This window comes from Roseococcus thiosulfatophilus (genome assembly GCF_017311575.1).
Lineage (GTDB): Bacteria > Pseudomonadota > Alphaproteobacteria > Acetobacterales > Acetobacteraceae > Roseococcus > Roseococcus thiosulfatophilus.
In genome coordinates this window covers 160,938-173,449 of sequence record NZ_JAFFQY010000033.1, presented here as the reverse complement: position 1 = coordinate 173,449, position 12,512 = coordinate 160,938, and the positions used below count along the sequence as shown (strand labels likewise).

Below are 12,512 nucleotides of genomic sequence, written 5' to 3'. Positions count from 1 at the left end.
CGCGACGAGGCAGGGTCAGAGCAGGAGGGAGGCGGGCGTCGCGGCCGGTGCGGACACAAGGTCGCGCGCGCCGCAAGCGCGGAGGAAGTCCGCGACCGCGTCCATCTCCGCGGCGGGGCGGGTGGGGTCGTGAAAAGGGTCGGCGGCGGGGCTGCCTGGCGGCACCCAGACCACCGTCTCATAGCGCGCGCGGGTCAGCAGCACGCGGTAGGTGTTCCGGATGAAGTCGCGTTCCTCCATGCCGGCCACCACCTGCCAGCGTGCGCCGGCGAAGGCGCGGCATTGCCAGCCGGCGCCGTGCCGGAGGAAGTCGCCACCCCAGGCCAGGCCCACCACGTCCAGCTCAAGCCCCTGGCAGGCATATTCGGTGGCGCAGACCTCCAGCGCATCGGAGGCGCGGATGTCGGGCCAGCGTTCGAGGAACCACGAGACGGGCTCGTCGGTGCCGGTCAGTTCGGCGTCGAACCCCTCGCCGCGCAGGCGCCGCGCGCCCGAGGAGCGCACGAAGCCCGCGCGCCGCAGCCCCGGGGCCATCCGCCGCAGCGCCGCCCGCGCCTCGGCCAGCGAGCGTGTGACGAAGTAAGGAACCCCGCCCGCCTCCGCCGCGATGCGCGCGGCCCGCCCCGCCTCGCCCCGCACCACGGCGTCCACCCATTCCGCGCCCGCGGGCTGCGAACCGAGCGGATGGGCACCGTGAGGTCGAGCGCCGGGTCGAGCCGGAGCCACGGCCCGGGCATGAGGCGCTGCGCGGCGTCCGGCCCCTCCAGCACGCGCGGCGCGGCGACCGCGTGCCAGCCGGGCGCCGCCGCGATCACATCGCCCCATTCGGCCAGCCCCGCCTCGCCGGTGTTGATCTCCTGCCCCTGGCCGACCAGGGCGATGATGGCGGCGAAACCCGCATGGCGGCCCATGATAGCCAGCGCATGCGCGGGCTCGCTCATGGTCAAGGTGCTCTTGCGGCGCTGGGTGTCGCGGCTCGCCTGGGCGGCGTTCCAGGCGCGCTGCGCCTCGTCGAAGACGATGACGCGTTCATGGGGCGCGGCGGGCTTGTGGGCGTTGTCGGCCAGGAAGCGATGGACGTTCTGCAGCGCCTGGGCCGTCTCATGCCGTGCCGCGCGGAGGCGCCCGGCGCGGCGGCGCCGCTCCGGGTCATTGCTCGGGCCGAGTGCGAGGCTGATCCCCGCTCGGTCGCAGGCCAGGGCCTCGCGCAGCACCGCGACCAGGGGCGCATTGCCCGTCAGGAAGGCCGTCCCGTCGCGCCGATGCTCGCCGAAGACGACGTTCAGCCCGCACAAGGTCTTGCCGGCACCCGGCACGCCGGTGACGAAGACCACCACGCGCTCAGCGGCCGCGCGCGCCGCATCCAGGGCGCGCAGGATGGCATCTGTGGTCGCGGTCAGGTTCGCGGTGTCCGCCCGCGCCGCGGCGATGTCGGCCACGGTGTTGCGCGCGAAGAGGCGGGCCGCGGCCTCCACGATGGTGGGCACGGGCGCATAGGCGGCTTCGAACCAGGCGTCTGGATCGAGCGGAAGGGCATCGGGCGCCGCATTGTGCAAGGTAGCGAGGCGTTCGGCCAGGTTCGCGGCGTTGGCCAGCGCCACGGGCGCCACCCCCGGCACCGGCAGGCCCAATTGCAGCGGCACGGTGCGCGCGCCGGTGGCGACCAGGACGGGGATGACGGGATGCGCGCGGCTGGCGGCGTGGAAGTCGTGCAGATCCTGCGCGTAGTCCTCGACCTGGGCCAGATCCGCCGCCGCCATTTGCGTCGCGCCCACCTTGAACTCCAGCACCAGAATGGCGCGCCTGGTCACCAGGACCACGTCTATCCGCCGTTCCAGGCGCAGCATGTCGTATTCGAAGCCGATCCGCGCATCGATCCAGCACGGCGCGGCCAGGGCCGCCTGCAACATCTCGACCTGCGCTCCCCAGGCGCGCAGCTGCGACGGCTCACCTGACAGCCGGCGCCGCATCTGCGCCGCGGCCAGGCGTGCGGCGATGGCCGCCGGTGCCGTGGCGAGCAGTTCAGGGACGGTCAGCTCCAGCCAGGCCCTCATCCCCGCACCCTGCCAGGCCAGGTGGCCAACAACAAACTCCCCATCATCAGCGCGAAGCCCGCCGCATGGACCAGGCCGAAATGCTCGCCCAGGAAGACCACCGCCGTCACCGCCGCGGTCACCGGCAGGAAGCCCGTGAAGACTCCGGCCACGCCGGCCGGCACGCGCCGAAGCCCGGCGAACCACAGGACGAGGCACAGCACACTCGCCGTCAGCGAATGCAACACCAGCAGCCCCAGCAACTCGGGGTCGGCCAGCGCCGCCGCCGCGCCAAAGCCGGGGGCGGCGAAGGGCAGCAGCACCAGCGCCGAGAACGCCTGCATCCAGAGCGAGGCCGTGAAGACCGGCACCGCGCCCGCGATGCGCTTGGCCAGCAGCACATAGATGGCCTCGCCGCAGACACCGAGAAACACCAGTAGGTTGCCCAACGCCGAGGACGCGCCCCCGCCGCCCCCAAGCCGCGCCAAGGTGATGGCCGCCATGCCGAGGCCCGCCAGCCCCGCCGCCAGCCATTGCCGCGCCGAAAGCCGCTCCCGCAGCCAGAGGAAGCTGCCCAGCGCCACCACCGCCGGCAAGGTGGCCAGCACCAGCCCGCCTTCCAGCGCCGAGGTCAGCCGCAGCCCCGCCAGCAGCCCCGCATTGTAGAGCGCCGTGCCGAACACCGCCTGGAGGAAGAGGTTGCGCTTCACCGCGCCCGGCACCCGCACCGCGCCATCCAGCCAGCGCGCCAGCGGCCAGAGCACGGCCACCGCCAGCGCGCAGCGCAAGAAGGCGATGAGGGCGATGGGCAGCGCCTCGGCCAGCAGCTTCGCCACCGCCACATTCGCGCCGACCAGCGCCATGGCGAGGGCAAGCTGGCTGTAGGCCAGCATCACGGCAGGGGCGCGCCCCCGGTCATGCGGGCCGGGTCTGGGCGGGCACGCCGTGCTTCAGCCGGTCCACATCCACCAGCTGCACCGGGAAGCCATAGATGTAGCCCTTGTCGTCGAAGACGAAGCCCTCTCCCTCCAGCAATTCGCGTTGGACGGGCTTGGTCACGCGGCCATCCACCGCCACCAGGCGGTGCCAGGGCAGGCGGTCGCGTTCGGGGCCGTCGAGCATGGCGAGGATATAGGCCACATGTCGCGGCATCACGTCCAGATGCGCGCCCACCGCCGCGAAGCTGACCAGCGCACCACGCGGCACATGCATGGCGATGGCCAGGACATCGGCGCGGATGCGGGCGTAGTGCGGGGACTTCGGCTTCATGCCTCTCCTCCCTCGCGGCGATAGGGGGAAAGCTCGGCCAGGTCCTGCATGCGCGCCTGCACGGCGGGCCGCTCCGCCTCCAGGAAATTCGCCACCGCATCCGACAAGCCGCGATGCGCGATGAGATGCGCGGACCAGGTGGGGCTGGGCAGGTAGCCGCGCTGGATCTTGTGCTCGCCCTGCGCGCCGGCCTCGACGCGGGGCAGCTTGTGCTGGATGGCGAAGTCTATGGCGCGCAGGTAGCACAGCTCGAAATGGAGGAAGGGCACTTCCTCCACGCAGCCCCAATTGCGGCCATAGAGCGCGTCGTTGCCCAGCAGGTTCAGGGCGCCTGCCACGGGTTCGCCGTCGCGCTCGGCCCACATCAGCACCACGCGCTCGCCCAGGCGGTCGCCCAGCAGGGGCCAGAACTGTGGCGTGAGGTAGGCGCTGCCCCAGCGGGAATCCACCGTGTTGCGGTAGAAGCCGTGGAAGGCGCGCCAGTGCTCGCGCGTGATCTCATCGCCGCGCAGGGTGCGCAGTGTGAGGCCGCTTTCCGCCACCTCCCGCCGTTCGCGCCGCAGCGCCTTGCGCTTGCGCGAGGAAAGGGCGCCCAGGAAGTCGTCGAAGCTCCCGTAGCCGCGGTTGTGCCAGTGGAACTGCACGCCCAGGCGCTGCAGCCAGCCGAGTTCGCCCAGCGCCTGCCATTCCTCCTCCGTGCAGAAGGTGACATGGACCGAGGAGCAGTTCAGCGCCCCCATGGCCTGGCGCAACCCCTCGGCGAGTGCGGCCACCGGCACGCCCGGCCGGCGCAGCAGGCGCGGCCCAGGCACGGGGCTGAAGGGCACCGCGACCTGGAGCTTGGGGTAGTAGCGGCCGCCGGCGCGCTCATAGGCGTCGGCCCAGCCATGGTCGAAGACATATTCGCCATAGGAATTGGCCTTGGCGTAGCAGGGCGCGCAGGCCAGCAGCGCGCCGCCCTCGTCGCGCAGGGCCAGGTGCTGCGGCAGCCAGCCGGTGCGCGCGCCGGTGCTGCCGCTGTCCTCCATGGCCGAGAGGAAGGCGTGGCTGACGAAGGGGTTGTCGCCCGCGCAGGCATCCCACTCGGCCACCGGGATTTCCGCGATGGCGCGGTGCAGGCTGAGCGTCAGGGGGAGGGGCGAATCCATTCCCCCCATGTAATGCAATTCAGGCCAGTTCCAGGATGGCCTCGACCTCCACGGCCACATTGCCGGGCAGGGCGGAGACACCGACCGCGCTGCGGGCATGGCGCCCTGCCTCGCCGAAGACGGCCACCGCGCAGTCGGACGCCCCGTTGATGACCTGGGGCTGGTCGCCGAAGCCGGGGGCGGAGTTCACATAGCCCGTGATCCGCAGCACGCGCTTGATGCCGCCGAGGTCACCGCCCGCGGCTGCCCGCGCGTGGGCGAGGATGGCGAGGAAGCAGTTCTCGGCGGCCGCCTTGGCCTCCTCCACGCTCACCTCGGCGCCCACCTGCCCGATGGGCCAGAGCTTGCCGTCGCGCCGCGGCACCTGGCCCGAGATGTAGAGCGTCTTCCCCGAGATGGTGAAGGGAATGTAGTTCGCGACCGGCGCCGCGGCCGGCGGCAGGGTCAGGCCGAGTTCGGCGAGGCGGGCTTCGGGGTTCATCGGCAATTCCTTGAAGGGTTCAGGCCACCACCCGCAGCCGCCCGCGCCGTTCCGCGACAGGGGTGGCCGGCAGGTCGAGCGGCAGAAGCGGCGCCTGTTCGGTGGCGCGGGAAGCGGCGTCGGGCGCCACATCCTCCATCTCGGGCTGGGGCAGGGCGCCGCCGAGGTAGTCCATGGCCAGGCGCCGGAAGGCCCAATCCAGCACCGAGGTGGCGCGGGGAATGTCTGGGTCGCCCTCTACCACCCCGGCCGGGCCGAAGCGGGTATAGGCGAATGCGTCCACATAGGCGGCGAGCGGCACGCCCTGCGCGAGGCCGAGCGACACCGCCTGGGCGAAGCCGTCCATCAGGCTGCGATAGGCCGCCCCCTCCTTGGCGAGGCTGAAGGCGATCTCGCGCAGCTTGCCATCTTCCTCGGAGGTGCGTAGCGCCACGCGATGCCCGCCGATGGCGACATGCAGCGTCTGGCCCAGCTGCCGGCGCAAGGGCGCGCGGGGCGCGGCGGCCGGGCGGGCGGGGGCGGGCAGGGCCACCGGGGCGGGGGCGGGCGCGCTGAGGAAGGGCGTCACGGCCTCCAGCATCAGGCGGCGCGGCGCCTCGCCCACCGGGGCCAGCAGGCGCGCCACCTGGTCGGGGGCGGCGCGACGGGCGGCGGCGGTGGGCACATCCACCACGCCTGAGGGGGTGGAGACGGGCCGGCTGGCACCCGGAGCGGGGGCGATGCCGGCGGTCTCGGCGCCCAGCAGCGCCTCGGCCGCATCCGCAGGCGACAGTGTCACCACCCGCGCATGGCGCAGGCCGGGTGCCGCCATGGCGGCGTCCAGCGCGGCGCGGGCGGCGGCGGCGAGGCCCGGCACCGGCGTCTCGGCGGGCGGTTCGGGCCAGATCAGCGCCACCGGCTCCCGCGCGCCCAGGCGCTGGGCGAGGCGGCCGCTCTCGGCCTCGGCGGCACCCCGGGTGATGGCCGCGATGGCGGCGGCCACCTGCCGGGCGCCGGCGCTGTCATAGGGCAGGCTCAGCCCCCCCAGCAGCCCGGCGAGGTCCGCGAAGCCCAGGCGCAGCTTCAGGGACTTGCCGCCGGTGCTGGCGTCGAGGAAGCGCAGGCCGAGCGCGCAAGCCTCGGTATAGCCTTCGAGGTCGAAGCCCCCTTCGGGTTCCAGGAAGGCGGGCAGGTTCAGGACGAAGCGGGGCTCGCCGCGCACCTCGCCGCGCCAACTCTCGGCGCCGGGAGCGCCGCGGCGGGTCAGCAGCAGCGCGCGCCAGCCCTCGGCGAGCGCCCGGGCCTCCTCGGCTTCCACCACGCCGGCCTTTTCGCCGCGGCTGAGGGCTCGGGAAATCCAACCCTCCGCCAGGCGGCGCAGCGACACGGGCCCCTGGCCGGGCGCGAGGGCGGCCAGCGCCGTCGCGGCCTCCTCCTCCCAGGCGGCGGGAAGGGCCACGGCGCGTGGCGCGGCGTCGGGATCCACGCCCGCCCGCGTGCGCCGCAGCGCGAGACCTTCCCACAGCGTGCCGTCATTGCGTGCCATGGGTGACAGGCTACCGCGCCCCGTTCCGCCAGGGAAGCCGGATACGGTGGTCGGGCCGTCCCAGCCCCACCATATCTTGTGGAAAAGCCGGTCCGCCATGCCGTTGGACGCCGGGCGCGTTTTGTGGGATCATGCCGGCATGTCCGCGATCCGCCTTTTCTTCGCCCGCCTCACCAGCCGCAAGGTCGGCTCGGACGAGTTCGGCAATGTCTATTACGAGTCGCGCAAGCCCATGCCGGTCTACAACCGGCCTCGCCGCCTCGTGGCGCTGGCCCGTGGCCTCGACAGCTCCTCGGTGCCGCCCGAGTGGCATGCCTGGCTGCACCACACGACCGATGCGCCGCTCTCCGGGCCTAAGCACCCCTGGCAGAAGCCCCACCGCCCCAACATGACGGGCACCCCCGGCGCCTGGCGCCCGGCGGGCCATGACTATTCGGGCGGCCGCCGCCACATCACCGGCGGTGACTACGAGGCCTGGACGCCGGGCGGCTGAGCCGCCACATGGGCGGCGTCGGGCGCCTCCGCCCCGCAAAAGGAATCATCGCATGAAGGCCCAAAGACTGGCCGAGATCGCGACGGGTGCCGTCGTCATCGCCGTGGCCGTGTTCTTCCTGGCCTATGCCGTCGTGCAGGGCGGCCGCGCCTCCGCGGGCAATGGCGGCCTCGTCCTGACGGCCGCCTTCGACCGCGTGGACGGGTTGAGCAATGGCGCCGATGTCCGCATCGGCGGCGTGCGCGTGGGTTCCGTCACCGAGATGCGGATAGACCCGCGCACCTTCCTGGCCGAACTCACCCTCAACGTCCGTTCCGACCTGCAACTGCCACGCGATTCCTCCGCCGAGATCCAGTCGGAATCCCTGCTGGGCGGCCGCTATGTCGCCATCGTGCCGGGCGGGGCGGAGCAGGTGCTGGCCAGTGGCGGGCGCATCACGGACACCCAGGGCTCCATCAGCCTGGAAAGCCTGCTGGGTCGCTTCATCTTCTCCGTGACCCAGATGAACCCGGCCGGCGGCGAGGCCGCGCCGGCGCCCCGATGACCAACCCGCCCGCCATCTGGCCGGGGGCCGATGGCCAGCCCATCGCCTGCCGGGAGAAGCTGAAGGTGCTGGCAGAGAACCACGACGAGGCCGCCCAGATCCTGCAGGACACCTTCGAGGACGCAGTGCTCATGGGCGTGGATGAGGCCGCGATGCGCGAGATCCTGGCCGGGCTGGTGGCCGGGCTGCGCAGCCCGAAGGGGCGGGGGGCATGATGCGCCGCGTGCTGCTGGCCGCCCTGCTCGCGCTGGCGCTTCCCGCCTTGGCCCAGGCGCAGGGCTGGGTGGAGCGCCGCACGGCCGAACTCCAGGCCCTGGACAAGGTGACGGCCCGCATCTCCGTGGTCCGCGCCACGCTGGGCGAGCCGCTGCAGTTCGGCACGCTGACCATCACGCTCCGGGCCTGCCACGCCCGTCCGCCCGACGAGGTGCCCGATGCCGCCGCCTGGCTTGAGATCACCGATTCGCTGAGCCCGCCCAACAGTGGCCCGGTGTTCCAGGGCTGGCTCTTCGCCGCCGCCCCCGCGGTGAACATGCTGGAACACCCGGTCTATGACCTGCGCGTGCTGAGCTGCCGCTAAGGCGGTACGCCCCCTTGTTCCGGCGGCCTGTCGGGGCCACTGTCAGGGGGCGAGGCTGCCCGGTGCGTCAGGCACAGACATCCCCAGGGCCAATACGCAACTCCCGGGAACTGGCGCTGGCCGAACCGTGGTTCGGCTATCTGGTGCCCACCTGCTTATGGCAGGCCTTGGGAGGATGCAGACGCCAACGGCCAGGGTGGCTTCGCGCTAAACCCGGTTCAGCCGCAAAGCGGCTGAACCGGGTTTAGCTTTTTTTCTGCCCTAAGGCGCCGGGCGCGCGCTCCGCGCGCTTGGCTTACGCGCCTTGTGCTGGCGTGCCGGATGGAACTTTCGGTCTGGGCGCGCCGGCCGCTTTGCGGCCGGCGCGTGAGGAAGGGGCGGCGGGCTCCGAGGTTGCGTCGGACCGCGCTCAATCCTTCTCCAAATTCTGCGCGATCCCCTCGATCCGTTCCGCGATTCGCGTCAGGCGCTCGGCCAGCATGGGGTCCTGCTCCTGCGGTGGCAGCTGGATCAGGCCTGGAGGCTGGGCCTGGTGCTGCGCCACCTCGCGCCGCAGCCGCAGCAGGTCCATGCGCAGGTCATTGGCCTCGTCGGCGAAGAGCAGCGCCACATGCAGCAGCATCCGCGATTCGCTGAGCTGCCCGCCCATCGAGCGGATCAGGCGCACCTTCTCCTCGATCTGCGCGATCAGGTCCTGGACATGGCCTTCCTCGCCATCCTTGCAGCCGATGGTGTGGCTGTAGCCATTCACCCGGACATTCACCTGGCCCATCGGCCCCTCCATGCTGCTGGCGGCCCCGCGCGGGGCCGCGTCCTTGTCGCCGTTCAGCCTTCCGGCTCGTCCAGCGCCCCGCGGAGCCGGACCAGCGTGTCGTCCAGCTGGGCCGAAAGCGCCTCCAGCTCCGCGCGCGGGACGGTATCGCCCGCTTCGGCATGGGCCGCCGCCTCGCGCAGCCGGGCGGCACGCCAGGCCTCCAGGGCGCCGGCGAGCCGTTCCACCGCGGCTTCAAGTCGTTCGGCCGCCAGCATGTTCATGTCCTTCGCGGCCAAGCCCGTCTCTCCACGCCCATGCCTCGCTGGGCCCATTCCCCACCGGATGCCGCCCTGTGGGAAAACCCTTGCGGAAAGCGTTGACATGCCAGGGAAGCAGGGTCAACCGCGTTGCAGCATGCTCCCTCCCGCGGCCCTTGCCCCCTGCGTCATCATCCACGGCGCGCCTGAGTTGGCCGCCGTGCTGGCGCTGGCGGGGGAGAGGCCGCCCCGCCTGCTCTCGGCGCCCGGGGCCGCCGGCTCATGGGGGGTGGGCGGGTTTCGCGCGCTGCTGCAGGCGCATGGCGCCCTGCCTCTGGGCATTCTCGACGCGGCCGACGCGCCGGGTCATGCCCTGGCGGCCCTGCGCGTGGGCTTCCGGGCCGTGGTGCTGGACCCCGCGGTCCCGGCCTTCCCGTCCCTGGCGGTGCTCTTCGCCAGCGAGGGCGCCACGCTGATACCGGAGGCCCCGCCCGCGCTCGATCTCGCCAGGGTGCAGTTGCACAAACTGCAGGGCCGGGCGCATCTCGCGCGGTGGCTCGGGCTTCCCCGCACACCTGATCTGGCCTAACACCCGGCAAACAGGCCGATTGCCCCCGAAAGGACATGCGATGAAGCTGACCCCGCAGGTGAAGAAGATCCTCTCCTGGTATGAGAGCGACAACCCCGGCACCAAGGCGAATCTCGCCCGCATCCTGATGACGGGCCGCCTGCGCGGCACCGGCCGCATGGTGATCCTGCCCGTGGACCAGGGCTTCGAGCACGGCCCGGCCCGCAGCTTCGCCTCCAACGCCGCGGCCTATGACCCGCACTACCTCTTCGACCTGGCGATTGATGCGGGGCTGAACGCCTATGCCGCGCCGCTGGGCATGATCGAGGCGGGTGCCTCCACCTATGCCGGCTGCATCCCCACCATCCTGAAGGTGAACAGCAGCAACAGCCTCTCCACCACCAAGGACCAGGCCGTGACCGGCACGGTGGCGGATGCGCTGCGCCTCGGCTGCTCGGCCATCGGCTTCACCATCTACCCGGGCAGCGAATACCAGTTCGAGATGATGGAAGAGCTGCGCGAACTGGCCGCCGAGGCCAAGGATGCCGGCCTCGCCGTCGTCGTGTGGTCCTATCCGCGCGGCCCCATGCTGGACAAGGTGGGCGAGACCGCCCTCGACATCTGCGCCTATGCCGCGCACATGGCGGCGCTGATGGGGGCCCACATCATCAAGGTGAAGCCGCCCACCGACGCCATCAGCCTCGAGGCCGCCAAGAAGACCTATAAGGACTTCCCGGTGGAGGTGTCCGACGGCGCGGCGCGAATCGCGCACATCGTGAAGGCCTGCTTCAACGGACGGCGCCTCGTGGTGTTCTCGGGCGGCGAGACGGCGGGTGCCGACAGCCTGCTCACCTCGGCCCGCGCCATCCATGCGGGCGGCGGCAATGGCTCGATCGTGGGCCGCAACGCCTTCCAGCGTCCGCGCGAGGAAGCGCTGAAGCTGCTCTCCGACATGATCGACATCTACAAGGGCAAGGCCTGATCCAAGGCCGGGCCGAGTGCCGGGGGGCGCGGATTCCGCGCCCCCTTTTTCATGTCCGCTACTCGATGCGGATGTTCGCCTCCCGCACGAGCCGGCCCATGGTGGCGCGGCCTTCGGTGACATAGCGGGCAAACTCGGCGGGGCTGCTGCCCACGGGCACCGCGCCGATCTGGGCGAGGCGCTGCGCCACCTCGGCATCCTCCAGCGCGTTCCGCAGGGCGGCGTGGATGGCGGCGATGGCGGGCTCGGGCGTGCCGGCGGGGGCGAAGAGGCCCGTCCATTCCGACAGCTCCACCCCCTGGATGCCCAGCTCCGCGAAGGTGGCCAGTTCCGGCGCCAGCGCCACGCGCTGCGGTGCCGAGAGCGCGATGAACCGCGCCCGCCCGCCTTCCACGACGGGCTTGGCCGAGAGGAGGGTGATGAAGACGCCGTCCAGCGTGCCGCCCGCCAGGTCCCGCGCCGCCGCGGCGCCGCCGCGATAGGCCACATGGGTCAGTTCCACCCCCGCCGCGCGCGAGAGCATGGCCAGGCCCAGATGCCCCGCCGTCGCATTGCCCTGGGTGCCGATGTTCAGCGGCTGGCGCCGGGCCAGGGCCACGAATTCCTCCAGCGTCCGCACCGGCAGGTCGGCCTTGACGGCCAGCACCTGAGGGAAGGTCACGACCTGCGAGATGGGGGTGAAGGCCGTGCTGTAGTCGAAGGGCAGCCCCTGCAGGAGCGAGGGGTTCACGATGTGGCTGGAGGCGTCCATCAGCAGCGTCTGGCCATCGGCCGCGGCGCGCGCCACCTCGCCCGCGCCGAGCGAGCCGCCCGCGCCGGTGCGATTCTCGACGGCGATGGGCTGGCCCAGGCGCTCACCCATGCGGGGTCCCAGGGTGCGGGTGCTGCTGTCCGCCGCGCCGCCGGCCGAGAAGGGCACGATCATGCGGATGGGGCGGTTGGGGCTCCAGCCTTGGGCGCTGGCCGTGCCGGCGGCGAGCAAAGCGGGCAGGGCGAGGGAAAGGCGGCGGGTCAGCATGGGTGTCCTCCCGGTCATGCAACGGATTACCGGTCAGAAAGCCGCGTGGCCCCGCCCCGTCAAGCCGCATCGCTTCGCTGGCCGCTGAAACCGTGGGGTGCGGCGCGGGGTAGCAGGGGGTCATGACCGACCTGATCGCCATCGCGCTCGTCTTTCTCCTGGCCGGCTTCGTGAAGGGGGTGATCGGGCTTGGCCTGCCCACCATCGCCATGGGGCTGCTGGGGCTGATCCTGGGGCCGGCCCATGCGGCGGCCCTGCTGCTGCTGCCCTCCTTCGTGACGAACCTGGTGCAGATGGGCCCGCCGGCGGCGGCGGTGGCCATGGCGCGACGGCTCTGGCCCATGTTGCTGGGAGTGGCGTTCGGCACCGCGCTGGGCGGCTGGCTCTGGGGCGGTTTTGGCGGGCGGCTCGGTGCCGTGCTGCTGGGCGTGGCGCTGATGGCCTATGGCGCGCTGGGGCTGCTCGCCTGGCGGCCCGCCTGGCCGGCGCGGGCGGGGCTGCCGGTGGGGGTGGCCACAGGCGCGCTGACGGCGGCCACGGGTGTCTTCGTCCTGCCGGCCGTGCCGTGGCTGCAGGCCCAGGGGCTGGGGAAGGAGGGGCTGGTGCGGGCGCTGGGCGTGTCCTTCACCGTCTCCACCCTGGCGCTGGGCGGGCTGCTGGGCGGGGCAGGCCTGCTGGAGGGCGGGCTGCTGCTGGCCTCGCTGCTGGCGCTGGCCCCCGCGCTGGCCGGGCAGTGGCTGGGCGCGCGGCTGCGCCACGCCCTGCCCGAGGCACGCTTCCGGCAGGTCTTTTTCCTGGGGCTGGCCGGGCTGGGGGCGGCGATCGCGCTGCGCTGACGGCGGATAATGCCCACGAATTCT

The 12,512-nt window shown here is 72.4% G+C and carries 15 protein-coding genes, 1 other RNA gene and 1 pseudogene; 8 read left to right on the top strand and 9 right to left on the bottom strand.

The window, feature by feature from the left end; translation table 11 throughout:
* Positions 1-15: 15 nt before the first annotated feature.
* The 6 genes and pseudogenes from JTN19_RS12610 to JTN19_RS12585 all read right to left on the bottom strand — a co-directional run bounded on the left by JTN19_RS12610 (position 16) and on the right by JTN19_RS12585 (position 6,456).
* Positions 16-1,760: pseudogene (locus JTN19_RS12610) on the bottom strand (DNA/RNA helicase domain-containing protein).
* 290 nt (positions 1,761-2,050) lie between these two features.
* Positions 2,051-2,926, bottom strand: a complete 876-nt coding sequence (locus JTN19_RS12605) for a DMT family transporter (RefSeq protein WP_242531122.1) — start codon at positions 2,924-2,926, stop codon at positions 2,051-2,053.
* 22 nt (positions 2,927-2,948) lie between these two features.
* Positions 2,949-3,302: an MGMT family protein gene (locus tag JTN19_RS12600; RefSeq protein WP_206933097.1), complete on the bottom strand. Its 354-nt coding sequence runs from the start codon at positions 3,300-3,302 to the stop codon at positions 2,949-2,951.
* A complete protein-coding gene (locus JTN19_RS12595; RefSeq protein ID WP_206933095.1) occupies positions 3,299-4,450 on the bottom strand; it encodes a GNAT family N-acetyltransferase in 1,152 nt (383 codons plus the stop codon). Before JTN19_RS12595 ends, JTN19_RS12600 begins: the two co-directional genes overlap by 4 nt.
* Before the next feature lie 19 nt (positions 4,451-4,469).
* Positions 4,470-4,931, bottom strand: coding sequence for a RidA family protein (locus JTN19_RS12590; RefSeq protein WP_206933093.1), 462 nt, complete (start codon positions 4,929-4,931; stop codon positions 4,470-4,472).
* 19 nt (positions 4,932-4,950) lie between these two features.
* A complete protein-coding gene (locus tag JTN19_RS12585; RefSeq protein ID WP_206933091.1) occupies positions 4,951-6,456 on the bottom strand; it encodes a TSCPD domain-containing protein in 1,506 nt (501 codons plus the stop codon).
* 139 nt (positions 6,457-6,595) lie between these two features.
* Here JTN19_RS12585 and JTN19_RS12580 point away from each other — a divergent pair, with 139 nt between their 5' ends.
* From JTN19_RS12580 to ssrS, 5 genes are all read left to right on the top strand, one after another.
* Positions 6,596-6,949, top strand: coding sequence for an NADH-ubiquinone oxidoreductase subunit NDUFA12 family protein (locus JTN19_RS12580; protein ID WP_206933088.1), 354 nt, complete (start codon positions 6,596-6,598; stop codon positions 6,947-6,949).
* A gap of 52 nt (positions 6,950-7,001) precedes the next feature.
* On the top strand, positions 7,002-7,493 hold the full coding sequence (gene mlaD / locus JTN19_RS12575) for an outer membrane lipid asymmetry maintenance protein MlaD (RefSeq protein ID WP_206933086.1): 492 nt from the start codon (positions 7,002-7,004) through the stop codon (positions 7,491-7,493).
* Entirely contained in the window at positions 7,490-7,708 is a 219-nt protein-coding gene (locus tag JTN19_RS12570) for a hypothetical protein (RefSeq protein ID WP_206933084.1), read from the top strand. The genes mlaD and JTN19_RS12570 overlap by 4 nt, the downstream gene beginning before the upstream one ends.
* The gene (locus JTN19_RS12565) at positions 7,705-8,073 is read left to right on the top strand and encodes a DUF2155 domain-containing protein (protein ID WP_242531102.1); all 369 of its coding nucleotides are present in this window, start codon (positions 7,705-7,707) and stop codon (positions 8,071-8,073) included. The genes JTN19_RS12570 and JTN19_RS12565 overlap by 4 nt, the downstream gene beginning before the upstream one ends.
* Positions 8,074-8,122: 49 nt before the next feature.
* Positions 8,123-8,280, top strand: a non-coding RNA gene (gene ssrS, locus JTN19_RS20605) — 6S RNA.
* Between the two features lie 202 nt (positions 8,281-8,482).
* Here the strand turns inward: ssrS and JTN19_RS12560 are convergent.
* Positions 8,483-8,845 carry a cell division protein ZapA gene (locus tag JTN19_RS12560; RefSeq protein WP_191086338.1) on the bottom strand — a complete coding sequence of 121 codons (363 nt, stop codon included), beginning with the start codon at positions 8,843-8,845 and terminating at the stop codon, positions 8,483-8,485.
* A 53-nt stretch (positions 8,846-8,898) separates the two neighbouring features.
* Entirely contained in the window at positions 8,899-9,123 is a 225-nt protein-coding gene (locus JTN19_RS12555; protein ID WP_206933082.1) for a hypothetical protein, read from the bottom strand.
* A gap of 118 nt (positions 9,124-9,241) precedes the next feature.
* Between JTN19_RS12555 and JTN19_RS12550 the strand changes: the two genes are divergently transcribed.
* On the top strand, positions 9,242-9,673 hold the full coding sequence (locus JTN19_RS12550; RefSeq protein ID WP_206933073.1) for a hypothetical protein: 432 nt from the start codon (positions 9,242-9,244) through the stop codon (positions 9,671-9,673).
* Positions 9,674-9,713: 40 nt separating this feature from the next.
* Positions 9,714-10,634, top strand: a complete 921-nt coding sequence (locus JTN19_RS12545; protein WP_206933071.1) for a class I fructose-bisphosphate aldolase — start codon at positions 9,714-9,716, stop codon at positions 10,632-10,634.
* Between the two features lie 58 nt (positions 10,635-10,692).
* On the opposite strand, the gene JTN19_RS12540 is transcribed toward JTN19_RS12545, so the two are convergent.
* Positions 10,693-11,652, bottom strand: coding sequence for a Bug family tripartite tricarboxylate transporter substrate binding protein (locus JTN19_RS12540; protein WP_242531101.1), 960 nt, complete (start codon positions 11,650-11,652; stop codon positions 10,693-10,695).
* A gap of 122 nt (positions 11,653-11,774) precedes the next feature.
* On the opposite strand from JTN19_RS12540, the gene JTN19_RS12535 reads away from it, so the two are divergent.
* A complete protein-coding gene (locus tag JTN19_RS12535) occupies positions 11,775-12,488 on the top strand; it encodes a sulfite exporter TauE/SafE family protein (protein ID WP_206933068.1) in 714 nt (237 codons plus the stop codon).
* The last annotated feature ends 24 nt before the right edge of the window (positions 12,489-12,512 follow it).

What these genes read in the sequence shown, in the direction of transcription:
- JTN19_RS12605 (WP_242531122.1), bottom strand. Translation starts at nt 2,926, where the DNA reads ATGCTGGCCTACAGCCAGCTTGCCCTCGCCATGGCGCTGGTCGGCGCG.
- JTN19_RS12600 (WP_206933097.1), bottom strand. Translation starts at nt 3,302, where the DNA reads ATGAAGCCGAAGTCCCCGCACTACGCCCGCATCCGCGCCGATGTCCTG.
- JTN19_RS12595 (WP_206933095.1), bottom strand. Translation starts at nt 4,450, where the DNA reads ATGGATTCGCCCCTCCCCCTGACGCTCAGCCTGCACCGCGCCATCGCG.
- JTN19_RS12590 (WP_206933093.1), bottom strand. Translation starts at nt 4,931, where the DNA reads ATGAACCCCGAAGCCCGCCTCGCCGAACTCGGCCTGACCCTGCCGCCG.
- JTN19_RS12585 (WP_206933091.1), bottom strand. Translation starts at nt 6,456, where the DNA reads ATGGCACGCAATGACGGCACGCTGTGGGAAGGTCTCGCGCTGCGGCGC.
- JTN19_RS12580 (WP_206933088.1), top strand. Translation starts at nt 6,596, where the DNA reads ATGTCCGCGATCCGCCTTTTCTTCGCCCGCCTCACCAGCCGCAAGGTC.
- mlaD (WP_206933086.1), top strand. Translation starts at nt 7,002, where the DNA reads ATGAAGGCCCAAAGACTGGCCGAGATCGCGACGGGTGCCGTCGTCATC.
- JTN19_RS12570 (WP_206933084.1), top strand. Translation starts at nt 7,490, where the DNA reads ATGACCAACCCGCCCGCCATCTGGCCGGGGGCCGATGGCCAGCCCATC.
- JTN19_RS12565 (WP_242531102.1), top strand. Translation starts at nt 7,705, where the DNA reads ATGATGCGCCGCGTGCTGCTGGCCGCCCTGCTCGCGCTGGCGCTTCCC.
- JTN19_RS12560 (WP_191086338.1), bottom strand. Translation starts at nt 8,845, where the DNA reads ATGGGCCAGGTGAATGTCCGGGTGAATGGCTACAGCCACACCATCGGC.
- JTN19_RS12550 (WP_206933073.1), top strand. Translation starts at nt 9,242, where the DNA reads ATGCTCCCTCCCGCGGCCCTTGCCCCCTGCGTCATCATCCACGGCGCG.
- JTN19_RS12545 (WP_206933071.1), top strand. Translation starts at nt 9,714, where the DNA reads ATGAAGCTGACCCCGCAGGTGAAGAAGATCCTCTCCTGGTATGAGAGC.
- JTN19_RS12540 (WP_242531101.1), bottom strand. Translation starts at nt 11,652, where the DNA reads ATGCTGACCCGCCGCCTTTCCCTCGCCCTGCCCGCTTTGCTCGCCGCC.
- JTN19_RS12535 (WP_206933068.1), top strand. Translation starts at nt 11,775, where the DNA reads ATGACCGACCTGATCGCCATCGCGCTCGTCTTTCTCCTGGCCGGCTTC.